We start from the raw sequence: 21,734 nt of genomic DNA, 5'->3' as shown, positions 1-21,734 counted from the left end.
TTATCCTCCCCACGTCAAACGTAACACCCGCAGCCAGTTTTCAAAAGCCAGTTTGCGCAGTTCATTCGCAGTGAATCCGGCGTCGGCCAGCGCCTGCAAGAGATGTGGTAGGCCGCGCGCGTCGCCGATGGCAGCCGGCATTAATGCGCCGTCGAAATCTGAACCGAAACCAACGTGATCGATGCCCATGCGTTCAATCATGTACTGAATGTGCTGCACCATCACCGCAAGCGGCATATTGACATCGCGTCGTCCATCCGGTCGGAGAAAGGTTACCGCAAAGTTGATTCCAACCATGCCACCCGAGTCACGGATTGCCGCGAGTTGCCGGTCGGTGAGATTGCGACTGTGTGGGCAGATGGCGTGCGCGTTGGAATGGGTTGCAACCAGTGGCGCATCGCTCAAACGAGCCACATCCCAAAAGCCTGCTTCATTGAGATGTGAGAGGTCGATCAGGATACGGAGCCGATTGCACGCTTTTACCAGCGCTTTACCGGCATCGGTCAGGCCAGGACCAATGTCAGGCCTGGCGGGAAAGGCAAAGGGGACGCCGTGACCAAAGATGTTAGGTCGGCTCCACACCGGGCTGAGTGAGCGGAGTCCGGCCTGATACAGCACTTCTAGTTCATCGAGATCGGGGCCGATTGCTTCGGCGCCTTCGATATGAAAGACGGCGGCAATGACGCCATTGGCGAGGCAGTCGGCAATTTCACCGGCAGTGCGACAGACACGAAACTGACCATTCGACTCGGTTTCAAGGCGAAAGAGGCGCGCTGCCATTGCCAGTGTCGTTTGCAGCGCGTAGTGCTGTTCGAGCGCCGCCGGCAACGGCAGGTGATAGGGTGGTTCAGGTAGTGGTGAAGCGGCAGGTTGTGATGTGGCTGGCGGAACGTAGATGGCAAACATTCCGCCGCCGAAGCCACCGGCGCGAGCGCGCGGCAGGTCGAGATGCCCGTATGGACTGCTCGTGAAGAAGTCGCGTTCCTTGCCCGGTTCTGGCCGGTGCAGATCGAGCAGAACGTCGTTATGGCCGTCAAAGACCGGTGGCCAGGCTGTGTTTGTCATCGACTATTCCTTGATTACAAGATGCGCTGGTAACGGAGCAGACGATTTTCCAACCAAACGTAGCGAAGCTGTCTCATTATTGAGCCAGCAGCGTGCCGATCTGCCCGGCAGCGCGCCAGCCGCTTTCGATGGCCAGATGCACACGCCCTTGCCCGGCCACCAGATCACCGGCAAGCACAATTCGCTCTGTCATTGTTACCGGGGCAGCGGTATCGGGCAAAGCGTAGCGCCAGCGTTGCAGATTAATCCATAGCGGTGTGCCAAGATCGCCGACCAGCGGTTGAATCGCGGCCAGCGCTTCGCTAATTGGTTGAGGCAGCGCGGCATCCGGCGCGAAGGTACCCTTCGACAATCCATCCCAGTGCGTGCTTGCCCATTGATCACTCATCTGCGCAATCAACAGACCAGCATTGTCCGGCGCTCGTCCTGGTTTCTCGTGTTCACATGCCAGCCAGCTTATCGAATGCTGGCGATCAACGTTGACCAGCGCATACCACGGCGTGTCAGGGCGACGCGGATATGCGACAGTGATGCTGATCGAGCGGCGATATTGTACCTGTTGCAGGCTTTCGATAAGGCTCCTGACTGCCGGCATTCCTGCGCTGGCGCTCAGGATGGCTGCGCTCTGCGGCGCGGGCGCAGTGAGGATGATGGCATCGAAGCAACCCAGCGCGCGCCCATCCTCGGCGTAGAGATGGTACCCATCAGAGTTGCTGTGTATGCCGGCAACCGTCGTTTCCAGATACACATTGAGTCCTGCGGCCAGATATTTGGCGAGACGGGTAATACCGGTCGGCCATGTCCACTTCTGCTCATCGGCAGACGAAGGATCACCGGGGGCGATCTGGTTATCGGCGGTGAACGTCCACACCGGACGCGCAATCGTCACAGCGTCACCGGTTGCAGCGATCAGGTCTTGCAATGCTGGTGACGGCGCTTTAACATATTGAGCGCCGTGATCGAAGCAAAAATCGCCGATGCGGCGGGTAGCAGCGCGACCGCCAACACCGCGACTCTTCTCAAATACGACCGGTGTTAGGCCGGTGGTGACAAGCGCGCGAGCCGCTGCCAATCCGGCCATACCGGCGCCAATGATCGCTACCGTCTTCATCAGTCAAACTCATTCTTCTAGCAATGCCTGCAAATCGGCCTGATCGTCTTCCCCGTAGGGGCCAACCACGGCCAGCCATTGCTGCTGAGTGGCCAATAGCCGACGCGCCACGCGGTGTAGATCGTCCAGCGTCAGCGCATCAAACTCGGCGACAATCTGCTCGATCGGGGATACCGTCTGGTGGCGCAGCAAGCTGGTAGCGTTGCGCGACGCCACTGCCCAGGTATCTTCGAGGGAGAGGAGCAAACTTCCTTTCAGTTGCTCTTTAACTGTCGCCAATTCCTGCTCGGTTGGGCCATACTCAACCAGATCGTTGATAATGCGGCGCGTCATAGCTACGGCGTCACGGAGCGCATCAGGCTCTACGCCGGCATAAATTACCCACATCCCGGTATCGGCAAACTCATTGTGGTACGAGCCGATATTGTAGCTTAGACCATGTTCTTCGCGGATCGTTTGAAACAGGCGGGATGACATACCGCCACCAAGCAGAGCATCGAGCGCTTGCACGGCGCGCCGGTCAGGGTCGTGGTATGAAACGCCGGGCAGACCGAGACAGAAATTGCCCTGTTCAATGTCGCGCGCGAGAACGTTCACCTGTCGCGCATCTGGTAGTGGTGGCGCGACAATTGCTGTGGGTCGCTGACAGGTTGGGAGATCGGCAAAGGCCTGTTCGATAGCAGGAATTGCCTGTTCAGCAGCGATTCTACCTGCAACTGACACCACCAGATTGCCGGCGTGGTAGCCGCGGGCAAAAAAATCCAACAATTCGTGCCGCGCCATTGCGCTGACTGTGGCGATACTGCCGGCAATATCGCGACCAAAAGGGTGATCGCCCCACATCGTCTGTTGGAGTAATTCATGCACGGCTTCGGTGGGGTTATCCTGGATGCCGCGGATCTCTTCGATAATCACGCGGCGCTCTTTCTCGAGTTCCGTGGCATCAAACAATGGGCGCTGTACCATCTCGCTCAGGACGTGCAGGGCGCGCGCGAAGTGGATGGCCGCAACCTTGGCGTAGAAGATCGTCGTTTCATAGCCGGTAGAGGCATTCAGATAACCACCAATGCCTTCAACAGCCAGCGAAATGTCGCGCGCGGTAGGGTATGCGCCGGCTCCTTTAAAAAGCATATGCTCAATAAAGTGCGCAGCGCCGGCCAGTTCTGCTGTCTCGTAGCGAGCGCCAATGTCGATAAAACAACCAATAGCAACTGAATGGGTGTGCGGTAGTTCGTCGATCAGGATCCGAATACCATTGTGGGTTGTATGCAGGTATGGCATTGTAAACGGTTATGGAATACAAAAGGCTGCTACAATTCTCGTCGCCAAAACTCAAGTCGTGACGGCGGCTGACCGGGTGATGATAGAATCTCCATCCGATCGATCAGGTAACGGCGTTCACCCTCGGCGAACGTTTGGCGGATTCGTAGTTGTTGCCGACCGGAGCCGACATCGGGGAGCAGTTCGATGGAAGTTGGCGCAGCGCGTTCGATCAGGCGCAGCAAGTGAGCGTAAGTCTTGCCGACCAGATCACGGGGATGGCGGCCAACAATCTGGTTGGCAAAGACTGTATTGACCGCGACCAGTCGTTCGCTCTCATCCAGTAAGGCGATCCCTTCCGGCAGGCTGTCAAAGACGATCCGCAGCAGGTCGCGCGAGCGTTGGAGCTGGTTCGTGCGCTCGGCAACCAGCTCTTCGAGCAATTGAGTCTGTTCGTGCAAACGCGCAACCAGTTGCGATGTTGCGCAAATAGTTGCAGTCTGACGGGCAAACAGTTCTAACAGATTCCAGTCGATGCCGGTTGGAGCTGATTGAGCGCCGGCGTAACCGAGTGTCAGGCCGCCGATTGCCGCGCCATCGTGAATAAGGGGCAACGCGATACAGGTCAAGCTGTCGGTCAAGGCCATAGTCACAACGCTCTGACTGTCAGCGCTCAACTGCGCCGCGCCACTGGCGGCTGTAACCGGCGCCTCGATTGTCAGACCCGCAGGCTCAACCCACGTAAGCTGACTTTGGGGCGAAGGGCGCAAGAAGAGTAACCCCCAGCGGGCGGCGAAAGCTTCGGTCGCAATGGTATGACAACGCGCCGCAATATCACCCAAGTTATTGCCGGTCGCAAATGCCTGACCAAAATTGAGTAATGTCAGGATGTGCTGCTGGCGTAAGCGATGTTGCCGATGGAGGCGGGCTGCGCCGATTGCTACGCCAAGTTGAGCGGCCACGCTCTCGATGAGCACGAGATCCAGGCTGCTAAAGGCATTGGTCGCGAGACGATAGACCATCAGGACGCCGATAGTCGCCATTGACTGCCGAATCGGCGTTGCGATCAGGCTACCGCCGGTTTGTAATTCGCGCAAGTGCAGGCGTGGCGCTTCGCCGGCAATATCGAGCAGCATCACACTGCTGCCATGACGCAAAGCCCAACCGGCGCTGCTAGAGCCAAGCAACTCGGCAGCGCGTTCGGGTGGCAGCAGACGTGGCGCGCCGAGCGCAACCGTCATTGCCTGGAGTGGCTGTTGATCAGGACCAATTAGCACTGCGGTCGCTTCATCAGCCGGTAGATTGGCCGTTACAGCCTGTAGGGCCTGCTGTAAGAAGACGGTTGGTTCCAGATCTTCGCGGAACTCGATTCCCAGACGGGTAAGTAATGAAGTTTGCCGGATCAGCTCGGCAGTGAGTGCATGAGCTGCCAGCGGTGGCCCAGCCGGATGCAACTGTCGCCGCAACTGCGCGTTCGCGTTGCGTAACTCTTGCACGTGGGCAACCAGTTCGGCAACTGTCAGAGTGGCAAGATCCTCGGCGTCCGGCATAGGTACTCCCGGCGGCAACATCAGTGATCAGATTTTTAGTATACCACGATACGGTTGTGATGCGGGTATTCTGAAGCGATGTGTCGTTTCCTGACATTATTCAAGGGGCGATCCACCGGATCGCCCCAACGATGAGGAGGGTAACAGAGAGCATGTAAAGGCAGGCCAGGTTTATTTCAGATTTGCCACCTCTACCCCATTCTGAGCCATATGGTGCAGGAACAGTACGTGGTGCAAATCGCCATCGTGCGCATAGATCCCAAGTTCGCGCGCCACGTTCACCGGTGTGTCAAAGGTATCAACCGCATTCGCCGCTACAATCACCCGCCGTTTGAGGTTCAGCGCATTTGCCTCGAGGCGTAGATGCATCGCCGCAGTATAGACACAGAGATCGGTGCAGTCGCCGACCAGCACGAAGGTGTCGATCTGCGGATGTTCGGCTATCCAGGCATCAAAGCGGGTGCCGAGGTGTGAACTGAGCGAGTTCTTCTCGATCACCGTGATCTGATCGGCAAACGGCAATTCGGTCAGCTCCCGGATGGTCTCGCTTTCGGCGGTACCGGCGACGCAGTGCGGTGGGTACGCAGCGAACTCTGGTGTTGCCGGATCGTGGGTGTCTTGCGTGAGGATGAATGCCCGTACTCCCAGCTCATAAGCTCGATTGAACAGACGCACAACCGGTTCGATGAGCGCGCCGACACGCGGCCCGGCGAGCGGCCCCTCTTTGCAGAAGCCATTGATCATGTCGATGGAGCAGATGACCACTCGCTCCGGTGTATTGCCAACAATAGTGGCGAGTTCGACTTCTGGCAGACTGTTGTGCCATTGTTCGAGGTAGGCGAGAAACGGCGCGCTGCGGGTAGCAAGGTCATGAATTGCAGGCATATTCTGGCTCCTTTCACTGGTGTAAAACTGACACTATTTTAGCATGCGCTGCTATGTCTGTCAAGGTTATGATATGCAACACAGTGCGATGATGGCGTAGCCATTCTCGTCAATTTCGCGCCAATTCGGTCAAGGTTTCAAGTATAATGAGAGCGGACTCTTTTCTGGCTTCAACGACCTGATTGCTTGTATTTAAGCATGACCATTTCGAAGCAACGTTAGTTTCTATGACATACATGCAACATAGCGCAAGTCGCGATCGCAGGTGAGCTGAGCTGATGCTGTAGGAGCGGCTAAGGGCAATAAGGAGGAATTCACATGGTTCGTGAGCGGTATATTCGCCAGATCAGCGCCTTGCGCGAGGATCTGTTGCGTATGTTTAGTATGGTTGAGCAGCAATTGCTGCGCGCGATTCACTGTTTGGAAACCTGGGATACTGTTGCCGCTGCTCAGATTATAAATGATGATCGACAGATCGATGAAGTGTGGCGCGCATTGGAAGAGAGTGTTATCCATGTTTTGGCGACGCAGCAACCGGTTGTTGCTTCTGATCTCCGCCTGACCAGCGTGGTAACGGCCATTGCCGGCGAGCTAGAGCGGATCGGTGATTATGCCAATAGCATCGCCAAGCGTGTGCGCCGCGCTTCACGTCGCGCTGCGTTTGTGGCACCGCCGCCCCAAATTCACGAGATGGCGCAACTCGCTTTGCAGATGGTCAATATCAGTCTGGAAGCGTTTCTGCGCCAGGATGCTGAACTGGCCCGCTCATTAACTTCCTACGACGAGCGAGTTGATGAGCTGGAAGATACGATCCGCGCTTTGATAGTCGCCGATGCTCGCCAGGATCCCGACCGATTTGAGGCGGCTATCGATCTGCTTGATATGGTTCACGCCCTGGAGCGCACTGCTGACCGCGCCACCAATATCGGCGAACGTGTGATCTATCTGGCTACAAACAGTCAAACAACGCTGAATTAAGGTTTTGTGAGTTGCTCGTTTCTCGGGCGAGATGGTGTTGCCCTACCTGCGGCGAAGTGATAGTGGCATTGCCGTTCCCAACCAGCGCGCAAACGAGCATAACACGCGCGTTGCCCCGCTTTTTGCTATATTATTATCATGAAAAGACCGGCGCCGGCGCTCCTGTCTCTCGATCGCCGGCGTCTTTTTTGTCAACCGGTTGCGTCGAGATTGCAATTCTGCATTTCGATCCAGGGTAGATGAATGAGGCTGTTGTGACACGACCGACCTATTTGCAGGCGCTGGCCGAGCGGGTTTTGATCTACGACGGCGCGATGGGTACGTCGATTGATACGTTCGATCTTACCGCCGAAGATTACGGGGGTGAAGCGACGTTTGGTTGCCGCGATTATCTGGTTATTACCCGGCCTGATGTCATTGAATCGATCCACGCCTCCTTCCTCGAAGCAGGTTGTGATGTGATCGAAACCTGTACGTTTCAGAGCACCCGCCCCCGTCTGGCGGAATGGGGGCTAGGTGACCGGGTGATCGAGATCAACCGCGCCGCAGCGGCTCTGGCCCGCCGGGTAGCCGATCGCTTTGCTGCTCGCGATGGACGTCCGCGTTATGTCGCCGGTTCGATGGGGCCGACCGGAAAGCTTCCTTCATCGGACGATCCAGCTTTGAGTGACATTACCTTCGCCGAGTTATCGGATATTTTCCGCGAGCAGGCGATCGGGTTGATTGAGGGTGGGGTCGATCTGCTGCTGGTCGAGACGAGTGTCGATATCCTCGAAGTCAAAGCGGCTCTCGATGGTATCCGACGGGCAAAGGCCGATCTCAACCGGCCCGACGTTGCTGTGCAGGCCCAGGTCTTTCTCGATCTCTCGGGTCGGATGTTGCTCGGCACTGATGTTCCGGCTCTGATCGCCACGCTCGAAGCGATGCCGGTTGATGTGATTGGCTTGAATTGCAGTACCGGCCCTGAGCATATGCGCGCCGCGATTCAATATTTGACCGCTCATTCGCGTAAGCCGATCTCGTGCATCCCCAATGCCGGTTTGCCGCTTGAGGTGGAAGGACGCACAGTCTACCCGATGGAGCCGGAGCCGTTTGCTGACATCTTGAGCGAATTTGTGCATGACTACGGGGTATCTGTGGTTGGCGGTTGCTGCGGCACGCGACCGGCGCACATTGCTCGTTTGCGCCAGCTTTTAGGTGATAATCCGCATCCGAAGCAACGGCAGGTTGAGTACATTCCCAGCGTCAGTTCGGGTATTCGCGCAGCCGCGCTCCGGCAAGATGCCACCCTTACGATGATCGGCGAGCGATTGAATACGCTGGGTTCGCGCAAGGTCAAACGGCTTCTGTTGCGCGATGATTACGATGGCGCGCTCGAGGTGGCCCGCGAGCAGGTGGAGAGTGGCGCTCATATGCTCGATGTCTGCGTGGCCATGACCGAACGCAGCGATGAAAAAGAGCAGATGACGCGCCTGATCAAGAAACTGACGCTCAATATCGAGTTGCCGCTGGTGATCGATACCACTGAAGTCGAGGTGCTCGAAGCCGCACTATCGATCTACCCCGGTCGCGCTTTGATCAATTCGGTCTCGCTTGAGGGTGGGCGTGGCGCGAAGATCGATAAAGTGTTGCCGCTGGCAGCGCGCTATGGCGCGGCGGTCATTGCCATGACGATTGACGAAGAGGGGATGGCCCATACCGCCGAACGCAAAGTTGCCATCGCTGAACGGATTGCCCAGATTGCCCGCGATGAGTATGGCATCCCTGCCGAAGCCCTGGTCTTTGATGTGCTGACCTTCCCAATCACCACCGGCCAGGAAGAGTTGCGCCATTCGGCTATCGAGACTTTAGAGGGCATTCGTCTGGTTAAACAGCGGATTCCCGGCTGTTTCACGACCCTCGGTGTTAGCAATCTTAGCTTTGGCGTTGCCCCACACGCTCGCGCCGCCCTCAACTCCGTCTTCCTCTACCACGCTGTGGCCGCCGGTCTGGATACTGCTATTATCAATCCGGCTCATGTCACGCCTTACGCCGAGATTGACCCCGCGCAACGCGAAGTGTGCGAAGATTTGATCTTTGCCCGTCGTGACGATGCGTTAGCTCGTTTCATTGCATACTTCGAGCAACACGCTGCCAGCAGTGAGGGTGAACGCGAGGATCCCACTGCCGGTATGACGGTCGATCAGCGGTTGCACTGGAAGATTCTGCACCGCAAGAAAGAGGGGATTGAGCAAGACATTGATGAGGCCGTCGATCTGCGTTTGCAAGCAGTTGGTTTGCGCCTGAGCGATCCGGCAGCAGCTTTGCGCGACGAGCAAGGCGCTTCGCCTCAAGGGCGAGCTGCGGTTGATGTGCTTAACAATGTGCTGCTGCCGGCGATGAAAGAGGTAGGCGATCTGTTTGGCGCTGGTCAATTGATTCTGCCGTTCGTGCTGCAAAGCGCAGAAGCGATGAAGAAGGCGGTAGCCCGGTTGGAGACCTACCTCGATCGCATTGAAGGCGCGAGCAAGGCCAAAGTGGTGCTGGCGACGGTCTACGGCGATGTTCACGACATCGGCAAGAATCTGGTCAATACCATTCTCTCCAACAATGGCTACATGGTTTACGACCTCGGCAAACAGGTACCGATCAATACCATCATTGAGAAGGCGTTAGAAGTGCAGGCTGACGCCATCGGTCTCTCAGCTCTGCTGGTCAGCACCAGTAAGCAAATGCCGCTCTGCGTGCAAGAGCTTCACCGGCGTGGCCTCAAAATACCGGTGCTGGTCGGCGGCGCGGCGATTAACCGGCAATACGGTCAGCGCATTACCTTCGTCGATGAGGAAGATCCGTACCCTGCCGGCGTCTTCTACTGCAAAGACGCTTTTGAGGGGTTGGAGACGATGGATAAGCTGAGCGATCCAACGGTGCGTGACCAGTTTATCGAACAGACGATCCGTGAAGCGGCCAATGTGCTCCACCGGCGTGTGACCGGACGGGTTGCGTTGACCGAGCTTGGTGAGGCATCACGAGCCAGTGCGGCTGGCGCGCGTTCGGCAGTGCGCACTGATGTGCCGGTGCCGGTGCCTCCCTTCTGGGGCTGGCGCGCTACCAGTCGGATTCGGTTGCAAGATGTGGTTGCATGCCTTGACCGTAACAGTCTCTACCGGTTGCAATGGGGGGCAAAAAATGCCAAGGGCGCCGAATGGGAGCGATTGCAGGCCGAGTTTGATCAAAAAGTGCGCGAATTGATCGCTGAAGCTGAGCGTGATGGCTGGTTGCAGCCAAAGGTGATCTATGGCTACTTCCCGGTGCAGAGTGATGGTCTCGATCTGATCGTATACGATCCGACCAATCGCTCGCGCGAGTTGACTCGTTTTACCTTCCCGCGTCAACCTGCGCGTGAGCGGCTCTGCATTAGCGACTATTTCCGCAGTGTTGAGAGTGGTGAATACGATGTAGCTGCCTTCCAAATCGTCACGATGGGCAGCGCAGTCGATGAACTGGTTGATGCATTGCAACAGCGCGGCGACTACAGCCGCAGCTACTACATCCATGGTCTCGGCGTTAGTCTGGCCGAGGCGCTGGCCGAATATACGAACCGCATTATCCGGCAAGGGCTGGGCCTTGACGAACGGCGCGGTAAGCGCTATTCGTGGGGTTATCCGGCCTGCCCCGATCTGTCCGAACATGCCAGACTGTGGCAGATTTTACCCGGTGAGGAGATCGGAGTGACGTTGACTGCGGCCTACCAGTTGGTGCCCGAACAGAGCACTGCCGCCATCGTGGTGCATCACCCTGAAGCGAAGTATTTCAGTATCGGCAGCGCCCTTGACCGCGCTGAAGCTGATACTCAGAACGAGTCGTAATTCGTAGCGTCATTGCTGGCGCCTGTCAACAGAGCGGCACATCTGTGCCGCTCTGTTCATTTATCTGACAATTCATTAATCTCGCTTGCCATTCTTTACCGCAGGTACTATCTACAAATATAGCCAAAAAGTCATGTAGCCAGCAAAGATCTGCACTTTTATCCTGTGAGATGAAAAAGCTGTCATCAATGTCTCATCTCATGGGGCTTAAAAATGAACAATCTGTCATCTCTGCTGCGCTGGCTCCTCGTTGGTAGTATCGTCCTCATCTGGTCGGCAGCGCCGGTTCATGCCGCTGGCGTGGTCGGCAACGGCACACCGGGTAGTTGCACCGAAGCGGCGCTTCGCGCAGCGGTTGCTGGCGGTGGGCGCGTTACCTTCAATTGCGGTCCTCAACCGGTTACGATTACCCTTACCGATCAACTAGAAGTTCGCCAAGATACCGAGATCGATGGCGGTGGCCCCCAACAGGGTGGACGTGTCACGCTCAGCGGCGGCGGGCGAACGCGCCTGATCTGGCTCTACGATACGACTCTTACTATCCGCAATCTGACGCTGATTGATGGCCGTAGCGTCGAGGGTGGCGCAATTCGTTCCGCCGGCCTCAATTCGCGGGTGTTTATCTACAATAGCATCTTTCGCAACAACGATAGCACGGCGGGTACAGATGAAGAGGGCGGTGGCGCAATTTCAATGCATTTTGGTCGTCTTCACATCGAAGATAGCCTGTTCGAGCACAATCGCGGCATCAATGGCGGCGCGATCTATAATTTGCGTTGCCCGATCACCGTCTTGCGTTCCACGTTCCGCAATAACGATAGCTCGCGCGGTGGTGTGGTCGCCAATTTTGGTTTCGGTGGCGCAATCTACAACGATGGCGCCGGTCAATCGGGAGTCGGCGGTCAAATTGTGATCCGTGATAGTATCTTTATCGGCAACAAAGCGCGTAATTTTGGCGGCGCTGTCTATTCATACCTTTACCATCCCGATAGCTCTACCATCGAACGCAGCTTTTTTGCCGATAATATCGTCTATCTCAATAGCAATGGTCGCGCCAGCGGTGGCGCCTTGATGCACCATAACGGCCCTCTCACCTTGCGCGACTCAACATTCTTCAATAATCGTTCTGAAGATATTGGTGGCGCTGTGGTAGTGGCGCAGACAACATTCCATACCAACTGGAATCGCGCCGTATTGACCAACCTCGCCGTGGTTGGTAATCGCGCCGATGCCGCAAACACTGACAAAGGCAATGGCGGTGGTCTCTATTTCAACGGTGGTCAGGCCACTGTCGTCAATGTTACCGTTGCCCACAATCACGCTGACCGGCTCGGTGGCGGTATTTATAATACGTCAAGCAATAGCGCCGATGTTGAACTGCGCAATACCATCATCGCCGATAACCAGATCGGTAGTTCGCATGACTCGGTGCAGTGCTTTGGTGCCCTCCGCGGTAGTCGCAATCTGCAAACCCCAACCGGTCGATCGTGTGTGAGCGGTATTATGCTGGCCCAACCGCGCGTTGCGCAGAGTGTTGACTATCACGGCGGCTTCATCCCCTCTCTCGCATTGCTGGCGGGTAGTCCGGCAATTGATGCCGGAGCTGATTGTCCGGCGTTCGATCAGCGCGGCGCAGCGCGAGTTGGCCCCTGTGACCTCGGCGCGTTTGAGTACGCCGGTGTTGCTCCAGCGGCGCAGCTCGAGCCGCCAACCCTGACCGGCCTGACCAATCACGGTGCGTTGGTGCAGGTGTCATTCAGTCCGGTAACCGGCGCCGCGCGCTACGAAGCAGAAGCGCGGCGAGTCGATGGCCTGACCTGGATGGTTTTGCTCACAAATAATAGCATCCTGCTTGATGTGGGACGCTACACGATCCGTGTGCGTGCCTGCAATGAGATCGTGTGCGGTCCTTTCAGTAATGAGCTGAGTGTTGAGGTGTCTCAGGCTCCGCTGAAATTATTCGTGCCGTTGCTCGTCCGGTAGCGGGATATCTTCAGAGAAGCGGACGACCCGGTTGCGTCCGCTGCGTTTGGCTGCATAGAGCGCCGCGTCAGCTCGCTGGAGCGCGTGGCGCGCATTATCTTCATCAGGCATGCAAATGGTATAGCCAATCGAGATGGTCACCGGCTTTAGCAGTTGGCCGGCAAAGGTGATTGGGCGGTGCTGCACGGTTTCTTTCAGTTGCTGAAGCCGCTGTTGCGCCGTGACACTGTTAATTCCCGGCATAATCAGCACAAATTCTTCGCCACCGTACCGGCAAATCAGATCGCTCTGTCGCATATGCTCGCGGAAGATGGTGGCCAGCTCGCGCAAAAGTGTATCGCCGGCATCGTGCCCATACTGATCGTTGAACTGTTTGAAATAATCAATATCGACCATCGCCACCGTAAGCGGCGATCGCTCACGTTGCGCGCGGTGAAGTTCGCGCGGCAGGGTGGTTTCCAGATAACGTCGGTTGTAAAGGCTAGTTAATGGATCGATGATGGCCTGCTCGCGTAGCATCGCGCGCAGATCAAGATTAGAGAGCGCTAATTTGATCGCGTCGCCGGTCATCACAATCAATTCGCTCCGCGGTAGATCGCGACCGGCAATGTGCAGCAATCCATAAATGTCCCCTTGCACTACCAGTGGCACGCAGCATGTGCAATCTTCGTAGGCTGGGGGTATATGCGCGCAGCGGAGATTTTCTTCGGGACAGGCGCGGTGGAGTAAGCCTCGACGCAATGCCCAGCACTGGTCGATGGTGATCGGATCGCTGGTTGGCGCGCAGTCGCCCCACGCAGCCAGCAGATTCAGGCTGGCAGAGCCGGTCTGGCGCACCAGCACATACCCGATTTGTCTTGGGAAGATCCGTTGCAGGCTAAACGCAATCACATTGGCCGCTTCGCTCCGCGTCTGACAGACCTGGAGCAAATCGTGTAATTCATTGACCAGCAACACTTCATTCGCCTGCCGCTGGGCCTCGATCATCGCCTCCTCGAGTCGCTGGTTGACTTTCATCAGCAACTGTTCGAAGTGCCGCCGCTCGCTCATATCGCGATTGACAGCCACAATGCCGGTAGGCGCGCCCTTTTCATCACGAACTAACACAACAACCGAATGGATGGGCACAAGTGTGTTGTCACGCCGGTTCTGCTCTACTTCACCCTCCCAACGACCAGTCTGGAGCAGAGTATCCATCGCTTCTTCTGCTGTAGTCTCGGAAAAATGGGTCCTAAGGAACTCGCCTAAACGGTGACCAATCGTCTCGCTTGCCGACCAGCCGTAAATCAGTTCAGCTCCTCGATTCCAGCTTGTGATGACATAATTCAAATCGGTGCCAATCACTGCATCGACGATATGATCGAAGAGTTGCGCCTGCTGGCGCCATTGCTGATCGCGCTGTACCTGGGCAGTGATGTCCCGCCAGATTCCGGTAAAGCCGTCACCAATCTGGACAACGCACAGCTCAATGATCCGTAACTCACCGCTCTGGGTGGTGATGGTAGCCTGTCGTCGCAACGGTGTGCCGGTTTCGACTACTCGCCTCAGCTCGCCGAAGACACCGTCTTCCGCAAAATTGGGAAACAGATCAAGGAGGCGTTGCCCGCTTAAATCCTGATACGAGTAGTCGGTCAGCCGACACATCGCGGTGTTTACGGCGACAATGCGCGCATCAACGATCTGACCGCGCTGGTTGCGAATCACCTCGCACAGGCTGAAAGGCTCAGGAATAGCCTCGATTGCAACCCGGTGTTGGTCGTCAATGTCACGCTGTGCCTGCGGGGGAGGGGAGGCAGTTTCAATCACCAGTACGTAGGGCTGGCCTTGAACATCGGAGATGGGTAGGAAATGAAAGCTGCTCTCTGCTATCGTCGTTATGCATGACTCGCCGTCAAGCGCTCGATCGCAGCAGTGCTGCCAGATCGCGCGTCGCGTTGCGTCGTCAATTTTGAGGAGAATCGACTCATCGGCTTGCGCAGGAGGTAATGACCAGATTATCTGCCCGTTGTTCCAGGTTTGGTTGGTGTAGATCAGGCGATAATTGGCATCGATTACTCTCAGCGTGATCGGGAGGTGGGAAAGTGCGGCTGCTGCATCCAGGTGGAGACTGCCTGGCCGGGGTGTCTGTGGTTCTGCCATGATTGCTGCTCCCCGTAGTAATTGCATCCCCTTCGATCAATCATACCAGACTTTTACCAGACATAACGAAAACATTCAATATATAATTGTATGCATTTATCAATCGATGATCATGTGGTGCGCTGCGCGCCACGTCTGTGTCTGCCGCAAGCGCGCAAGGATGACGCCGCTGAGAATGCCGGCCTCGACGAAGCTGCTGAGCACAATCGCGATTGGCACGGCAAACACGCCGGCTATCTGCCACAAGGACATTGCAACACCGATCCGCGTGATTAGTTGCGCGATGTTTGCCAGCAAAGGAGTGTGCGCATCGCCGAGCGCAATTAATGCCCGTCCGGTTATTTCCACCGTGACGTAGATCGGCAAGCCGATGACAAAGATAAACAGAATGGCAAATGTCAGATCACCGGCTACACTATCGAAAGCCCCGCGTTCAAAGATCAACTGAATCAGCCGGCGCCCACCTATCGCCAATGCCAATCCGCTGAGAGCGGCCAGCGCTGCGCCGATGCCGGTGGCCGCGAGCCAGCGGCGACGAAACAAATCCCGGTCACGGGCAACCGCTGCGGCAGCCAGATAGGGGAAGGCTGCCTGACCAATGGCGATTCCGCACAACCGTTGCGGTAAATATCCCAATAGCAACGCATTGTGGAGCGCGCCTAACCCTGCCGCCTGCGCTCCCAAACTGGCAATGGCCGTATCAACGATTGCGTTGCTGTAGTTGATCGTTGCCGAAATCGATCCCGGTATGGCCAGTCGCAGAGTGCCGCGCATCAGGGGATCGCGCAGGTTCCATGCCGGTCGGAGTTGTAGACGGTGATGGACGAGACCGGGTATCAGGATGAGAAGCTGAATGATTGAGTCGCCGAGCGATCCGATCGCGGCATCAATAATCGTTGGCGCGGGTGTCAGCAAGACCGTGATGATCACCGAATTGCGCAACGCAATCCCCAGTGCCGGCAAGAGGAATTGACCGCGCGCAATCAAGATCGCGCTGAGAATGCCTTCGACAACCAGCACGACAATTTCGGCCACCAGAATCCGGGTTAGTAACGCGGCCAGTTCCTGCGTTGCCGGGTCAAGTCCTGGCGCAATGATCCAGCGCAAGAGTGGCGCTGCATTCAACCCAAAGCCTATGGTGAGCGGAATCGCCACCACCAGCATAAAGGAAAGAAATCTGCTGACCAGGAGCGAGATTGCCCGCTCGCCCTGGCGGGCTGCTATGAGCAGATACGGCACCAGCGCATTGGTCAAAGCGCCTCCGGCAATGAGGGTGCTGATGGTTTCCGATAACCGGAATGCAGCGTAGAGTGCCGCCGCTTCTTCACCGATGCCAAATCGATAGTTGAACAGGGTTTGGCGCGCGACGCCGAGTGCCGCTGAGACCAGAAACGCGATCATGAAGAGGATGGAACCTTCGGTGGTTGAAAGTGACAGGATGGGCCATGCCCGGAGCGGAGTTTGCCGCAGTCGTTGAATGATCATATGTGAGGTAGTGTCTGTCGTTACAGGTTGATGCATCGATTATAATGGATATTGATGCGCGCAATAACCGGTATCTCAGAGCGTTTTGGTTTCGCCAGGGATTTCCCTCTCCTGTACATCGAGTGCCTGCATGCTCCCAACGCCTCGCCTGTTACTCTTGCTCCTGCTAGCGGCACCGCTGATCGCCGGGGCTGCGCTTGCGCCGTTCTTGAGCTGGATCGCTGTGGTCTACATTGCGCTGGTCGGCATGGTGCTGGTCAGCGATATTTTGCTCTCGCCACGCCCTCATCAGATCGAGGTCGAGCGTGTGCATGATCGGCGACTCTCCCTTGGCGCGTCAAATCTGATCACGCTCCTGATCACCAACGCCTCGCCGCGTCCACTTCGATTTACATTACGCGATGAGTATCCGGTCGAGATGCCGGTTGATACTGAGGTGTTGTCTGGTGAAATTGCGCCCCTCAGTCTTGGTTCTTTCCACTATCACGCGCGTCCACGACGGCGCGGTGACTACCAGTTTGGTGATGTGGTGATGCGCTACGTTGGTGTGCTCGGTTGTCATCAACGCCAGGTTCGCTTTCCGGCGGCAGCGACAGTGCAGGTCTATCCCAACCTGCTTGAGGCGCGGAAATACGATCTGCTGATACGACGTGGCCAGTTGCGCGCCATCGGCTTGCGTTCGATCCGGCAGTTGGGTCAGGGTGGTGAATTTGAGCGCCTGCGCGAGTACACCACCGATGATGAATACCGACGGATCAACTGGAAAGCGACAGCCCGTCGTGGCAAGCCAATCGTGGCTGAGATTGAGGCTGAACGTAGTCAACATATCCTCTGCGTGATCGATGCTGGTCGTTTAATGGCAATGCCGGTGGCTGACCCGCTTCAACCTGATGATGCCGGTCTGACCCGGCTCGATTACGTTGTCAACACGGCTCTGATGCTGAGCTATGTGGCGCTCGGCAAAGGCGATCAGGTTGGCATGCTCACGTTTGCCGGCAAGGTCGAGAACTTCGTTGTTCCACGCAAAGGTAAAGGCCAGTTTCAACGCTTACTTGAGACGCTGTACAATGTGCAGGCGCAACCGGTCGAAGCTGATATTGCCACTGCGCTGGCCTATCTCGATCAGCGCCAGCAACGGCGCACGTTGATCATCATCTTTACCGATCTGGCCAATCCGGCTGCTGTTCAGCCCCTTGTCACCCATCTGCGCCGTTTAGCCCGTCGTCATCTGCCGCTATGTGTAACGATTAGCGATCCAAATATCGCCAACATAGCCGGTCGTCCGGTGCGTAACAGTCACGAGTTGTTTCGTCGTCTGGTTGCCGAACAGTTGGCCGATGAACGGCGCGCCTTGCTCGATCAGATCCAGCGTAGCGGCGCGTTGACCCTCGATGTTCCGGCAACAGCGTTAACGGTGTCGGTGGTGAATACGTATCTGCGTCTGAAAGAAGAGGCACGGTTGTAGCGCTTGTTGAGAGGCAAGAACCCGCAAGCGTAGTCGATCGTTCCGTATACAATGGTTGGTATGAAATATCTGTTCCTGCTGGCATTTCTGATTGTGGCGGGCTGGCCACTGAGGTTATCGCCAACGCAGCCGATACCTGTTCGCGAGGTCGAGATCGGTCGCTCGGCAGAAGGTCGCCCGATCGAGGCGGTCATTTTTGGCGATGGCCCGCGCAAACTGGTTGTGGTCGGCGCGACCCATGGCGCTCCCGAAGCCAATACCTATCGCCTGGCGCTGGCCCTGATAGACCATTTCCGCTCCAACCCCGCTGAGGTACCGACCGATGTGCGCCTCGTCATCATTCCCCTGCTCAACCCCGACGGCCTGGCCCGGGGCTGGCGATTCGACGCTGCCGGCGTTGATCTCAACCGGAATATGGATACCAGCCACGATGCATGTCCAGACAATGACTGGCGGCAACGGGTCCAGGGCGCGCGCGGTATTGTCTCTGACACCGGCGGCCCCTATCCCGACTCCCAGGTTGAAAGCCGCTTGCTCCGCTCATTTCTGCTCGACGCTGCTGGCGCAATCTTTCTCCATTCCAATGCCGGGGTAGTCTTCCCGGCCAGTTGCGAACACGCCCCTTCGATCGCTATGGCGCAAGTGTACGCCGCTGCCGCTGGTTATACGTATGCCCGTTTCTGGGATCGTTACACTATCACCGGTGGAATGCACGATTGGGCCGGTGGGTTGGGCATTGCCGCCATCACGCCCGAACTGGTCACTGGCGATCAGCCCGAAATTGCCGAGAATCTCGCCGGATTGCGCGCAGTGCTGGCAAATGCCACTGAGCTGTTGCCATTGCCTGAGCCGGGATTGATCAACGACACGCCGGTTCCGGCAGTTATCTACCGCTTCTGGCGAGCGCTCGGCGCGGAAGCGCGTTTTGGTCTGCCGCTGGGCGCCGCCGAAGTTTCCGCTACCGGTATCCGCCAAACCTTCAGTCGCGCAATCATCGTCGTCGATGAAACCCGGCGCGACACCGTTGACTACGTTCGGCTGGCAGCGCTCGGCTCCGAAGCGGCAGCGGCGCTGGCTTATGGCGGTGGTGATGCCGTGGGAACGCCGGTTGATTGGCCATCTGGTCCTTTTGCTGAGTACTGGCAGCGGGGCGGCGCGCAAATGGTTTTTAGCGAGCCGCTCAGCGCGCCGTTTCTCACTCGTCTGGCCGATGGCAGCCGGCGGATTGCCCAATACTTCGAGCGAGCTGTGCTCTTGCTCGATCCGGACAGCAATCAGATCGAGCTAGCTCCACTCGGTCACTGGGAAACTGCGCGCGCGCAACTCAATGCGCCGCTGGTTCCCCACACGATCCGCTAATGCCATTCCCGGTTTGCTATGCGTCACCAACTAGCGTGGTCTGACCACACGCCGGGCAGGTGCGCGTCTCGGGCGTTTGGGTTGGTCCACCCGGCAGGCGCGCGCCACACGGGCAGACATAGCCGATCAGGCGAGCCGGATTCCCCATTACCAGACCGTAATCAGGCACGTTGCGCGTCACGACTGCGCCGGCTGCTACCATTGCAAAACGCCCAATCGTGATCCCGCACACAATCGTTGCATTAGCGCCAATGCTGGCTCCGTAGCGCACCAGTGTTGGCGTTACCGTCCAGTCGTCTGCCCCTTTCAGCGTGCCATCCGGGTTGATCGCGCGCGGTGTTTTGTCATTGGTGAAACAGACGTGTGGCCCGACGAAGACCCCATCTTCGATAGTTACGCCGCGGAAGACCGAAACATTGCTCTGGATCTTTACTCGACTGCCAATTGTTACCCCGGCATCGAAGTAACATCCCTTGCCGATAATCGACTCACGGCCAATGGTCACCTCTTCCCGGATCTGCGTCCAGTGCCAGACGCGCGTATCATCGCCAATTTGCGCCCGCGGATCAACTGTAGCGGTGGGATGGATGATCGCCTGACTCATTGCCAAACTCCTTAAACAGTAGGGTTGCTACTCTATGCTCTGTAGTTGCGCCCGTGTCCACTCCAGGATCGCGTGTGAGTCGATCAGCGCAGGCACTGTCGTATCGACGGTCAGCAGTGGCCCCCCGATTGGCAGCGGCTCAATATCACCGCGGGTGCGAACCACTTCGAGATCGGCAGGCGCCATGTCATCACAATGACCGGGATGGCGCTGGCCGAGCGCAACCCGACTGATAATTCGCTCTACCAGCACTTCACCCTGGGCAACGCAACGGATCTGGATTGGCCGAAACGGAGCTATGGCCTGCAATCGTTGCATGCGCGGAGTATCGAGATCGACGCGAAAATTGCTCTCTACAATCAACGATTGGCCACTGGACAGAATGGTTGCCGCAGTATGGTACAGCAGTGAAATGGCCGTTGAACCAATTCGCCGCGACCATTCCCGATCTGACCATCCCAACCCGTCGAACATCAATTCTTTGAACGTATCTTTACTTAACAACGGCAGGCGCAGGCTGTCCGCCAGCGCTCGCGAGAGGGTTGTTTTGCCGGTTGCTGGATAACCGGTGATGATAATTAATGCCGGGATCTGCACACCCGATATTATACACGTGATACAGCAACGGCGGGCTGACGTATCAAACCCGCTGCAGGATACGTCAGCCCGTCGCTATTATTTCCGGCGTAGCGATTGCGTTTAGTGGAACTGCTCTTCCTCGGTGCTGCCGGTCAGCGCTGTAGTGCTGCTCTCACCGCCGGCAATCACCTGCGCCACCTCATCGAAGTAGCCGGTACCCACTTCACGCTGGTGGCGGGTTGCCGTGTAACCGTATGCTTCCGCTGCAAATTCAGCCTGTTGCAGCTCGCTGTAAGCAGCCATTCCACGCTCGCGGTAGTTGTATGCCAGATCGAACATGCTGTAGTTGAGCGTATGGAAGCCGGCCAGCGTCACGAATTGGAACTTATACCCCATTGCGCCCAGTTCGCGCTGGAATGCGGCGATGGTGGCATCGTCGAGTTTCTTCTTCCAGTTAAACGACGGCGAGCAGTTGTAGGCGAGCAGCTTGCCGGGGAACTGAGCGTGAATTGCTTCGGCGAAACGGCGCGCCTCTTCGAGGTTCGGCTCACTCGTCTCACACCAGATCATATCGGCGTAAGGAGCGTAAGCCAGCCCGCGCGCGATGGCCTGATCGAGTCCGGCCCGCACCCGGTAGAAGCCTTCGCTGGTGCGCTCGCCAGTGCAGAAGGGACGGTCGCGCTCATCGATATCGCTGGTCAGTAAGGTAGCTGCATTGGCGTCAGTGCGCGCCACGATAATCGTCGGCACTCCCATCACATCGGCGGCCAGGCGGGCGGCAACCAGGTTGCGAATGGCAGCCTGGGTTGGGATCAGTACCTTTCCACCCATGTGGCCACACTTCTTCTCTGAAGCGAGCTGGTCCTCAAAGTGGATTCCCGCCACACCGGCTTCGATATACGCCTTCGTGATCTCAAATACGTTGAGTGGACCGCCAAAACCGGCTTCAGCGTCGGCCACAATTGGCGCAAACCAGTAAATGTCGTCGCGTCCCTCGCTGTGATAAATCTGATCGGCCCGCCGCAGCGCGTTGTTGATGGCGCGCGCGAGCTGCGGGCCGGAGTTAGCCGGATAAAGACTCTGATCGGGATACATCTGCCCGGCAAGATTGGCGTCTGCGGCAACCTGCCACCCGCTCAGGTAGATCGCCTTCAACCCGGCCTTGACCTGCTGCATCGCCTGATTACCGGTCAACGCGCCGAGCGCATTGATGTACGGCTCGCTGTGTAACAGGTTCCACAAGCGTTCAGCGCCCATCCGGGCCAGCGTATACTCAATCTGCACCGAACCACGCAAGCGATAAACATCTTCCGGGGTGTAGGGGCGCACAATACCGGCAAAACGAGGGGAGTTCCAGCTATCGGCAATCTGCTTGATGTGTGCGGCACGATCCATAGTGCGTTTCTCCAGTTTCCTCATTGAA

At 57.2% G+C, this 21,734-nt stretch carries 15 protein-coding genes; 5 read left to right on the top strand and 10 right to left on the bottom strand.

Going from position 1 to position 21,734, the window contains the following annotated elements; genetic code table 11:
- From Q0650_RS12240 to Q0650_RS12220, 5 genes are all read right to left on the bottom strand, one after another.
- Positions 1-1,065: a dipeptidase gene (locus Q0650_RS12240; protein WP_298819357.1), complete on the bottom strand. Its 1,065-nt coding sequence runs from the start codon at positions 1,063-1,065 to the stop codon at positions 1-3.
- Positions 1,066-1,141: 76 nt separating this feature from the next.
- Positions 1,142-2,176 carry an NAD(P)/FAD-dependent oxidoreductase gene (locus Q0650_RS12235; RefSeq protein WP_298819355.1) on the bottom strand — a complete coding sequence of 345 codons (1,035 nt, stop codon included), beginning with the start codon at positions 2,174-2,176 and terminating at the stop codon, positions 1,142-1,144.
- 9 nt (positions 2,177-2,185) lie between these two features.
- Positions 2,186-3,457 (bottom strand): pitrilysin family protein, encoded by a 1,272-nt coding sequence (locus Q0650_RS12230; RefSeq protein ID WP_298819353.1) that lies wholly within the window; start codon positions 3,455-3,457, stop codon positions 2,186-2,188.
- Between the two features lie 29 nt (positions 3,458-3,486).
- Complete coding sequence (locus Q0650_RS12225; protein WP_298819351.1) at positions 3,487-4,986, bottom strand: GAF domain-containing protein; 1,500 nt, start codon at positions 4,984-4,986, stop codon at positions 3,487-3,489.
- Positions 4,987-5,157: 171 nt separating this feature from the next.
- Positions 5,158-5,871 (bottom strand): cysteine hydrolase family protein, encoded by a 714-nt coding sequence (locus Q0650_RS12220; protein ID WP_298819349.1) that lies wholly within the window; start codon positions 5,869-5,871, stop codon positions 5,158-5,160.
- Positions 5,872-6,189: 318 nt separating this feature from the next.
- Between Q0650_RS12220 and phoU the strand changes: the two genes are divergently transcribed.
- The 3 genes from phoU to Q0650_RS12205 all read left to right on the top strand — a co-directional run bounded on the left by phoU (position 6,190) and on the right by Q0650_RS12205 (position 12,680).
- Complete coding sequence (phoU, locus tag Q0650_RS12215) at positions 6,190-6,849, top strand: phosphate signaling complex protein PhoU (RefSeq protein WP_298819347.1); 660 nt, start codon at positions 6,190-6,192, stop codon at positions 6,847-6,849.
- 254 nt (positions 6,850-7,103) lie between these two features.
- Positions 7,104-10,697 (top strand): methionine synthase, encoded by a 3,594-nt coding sequence (metH, locus tag Q0650_RS12210; protein ID WP_298819345.1) that lies wholly within the window; start codon positions 7,104-7,106, stop codon positions 10,695-10,697.
- Between the two features lie 213 nt (positions 10,698-10,910).
- Positions 10,911-12,680 carry a choice-of-anchor Q domain-containing protein gene (locus Q0650_RS12205; RefSeq protein ID WP_298819343.1) on the top strand — a complete coding sequence of 590 codons (1,770 nt, stop codon included), beginning with the start codon at positions 10,911-10,913 and terminating at the stop codon, positions 12,678-12,680.
- Here Q0650_RS12205 and Q0650_RS12200 read toward each other — a convergent pair.
- Positions 12,654-14,819 carry a diguanylate cyclase gene (locus Q0650_RS12200; RefSeq protein ID WP_298819341.1) on the bottom strand — a complete coding sequence of 722 codons (2,166 nt, stop codon included), beginning with the start codon at positions 14,817-14,819 and terminating at the stop codon, positions 12,654-12,656. The two genes, Q0650_RS12205 and Q0650_RS12200, sit on opposite strands and share 27 nt — an antisense overlap.
- A 99-nt stretch (positions 14,820-14,918) precedes the next feature.
- Complete coding sequence (murJ, locus tag Q0650_RS12195; protein ID WP_298819339.1) at positions 14,919-16,220, bottom strand: murein biosynthesis integral membrane protein MurJ; 1,302 nt, start codon at positions 16,218-16,220, stop codon at positions 14,919-14,921.
- Positions 16,221-16,434: 214 nt separating this feature from the next.
- Here murJ and Q0650_RS12190 point away from each other — a divergent pair, with 214 nt between their 5' ends.
- Entirely contained in the window at positions 16,435-17,769 is a 1,335-nt protein-coding gene (locus Q0650_RS12190) for a DUF58 domain-containing protein (protein ID WP_298819337.1), read from the top strand.
- A 60-nt stretch (positions 17,770-17,829) separates the two neighbouring features.
- Entirely contained in the window at positions 17,830-19,128 is a 1,299-nt protein-coding gene (locus Q0650_RS12185) for a M14 family metallopeptidase (protein ID WP_298819334.1), read from the top strand.
- Positions 19,129-19,144: 16 nt separating this feature from the next.
- On the opposite strand, the gene Q0650_RS12180 is transcribed toward Q0650_RS12185, so the two are convergent.
- The 3 genes from Q0650_RS12180 to aceA all read right to left on the bottom strand — a co-directional run bounded on the left by Q0650_RS12180 (position 19,145) and on the right by aceA (position 21,706).
- A complete protein-coding gene (locus tag Q0650_RS12180) occupies positions 19,145-19,732 on the bottom strand; it encodes an acyltransferase (RefSeq protein WP_298819332.1) in 588 nt (195 codons plus the stop codon).
- 27 nt (positions 19,733-19,759) lie between these two features.
- A complete protein-coding gene (locus Q0650_RS12175) occupies positions 19,760-20,329 on the bottom strand; it encodes an AAA family ATPase (protein WP_298819330.1) in 570 nt (189 codons plus the stop codon).
- Between the two features lie 102 nt (positions 20,330-20,431).
- The gene (gene aceA, locus Q0650_RS12170; protein ID WP_298819327.1) at positions 20,432-21,706 is read right to left on the bottom strand and encodes an isocitrate lyase; all 1,275 of its coding nucleotides are present in this window, start codon (positions 21,704-21,706) and stop codon (positions 20,432-20,434) included.
- Positions 21,707-21,734: the final 28 nt, after the last annotated feature.

It is taken from the genome of uncultured Chloroflexus sp., from assembly GCF_937129525.1.
Classification (GTDB): domain Bacteria; phylum Chloroflexota; class Chloroflexia; order Chloroflexales; family Chloroflexaceae; genus Chloroflexus.
This window is presented reverse-complemented; position numbering and strand designations above follow the sequence as displayed.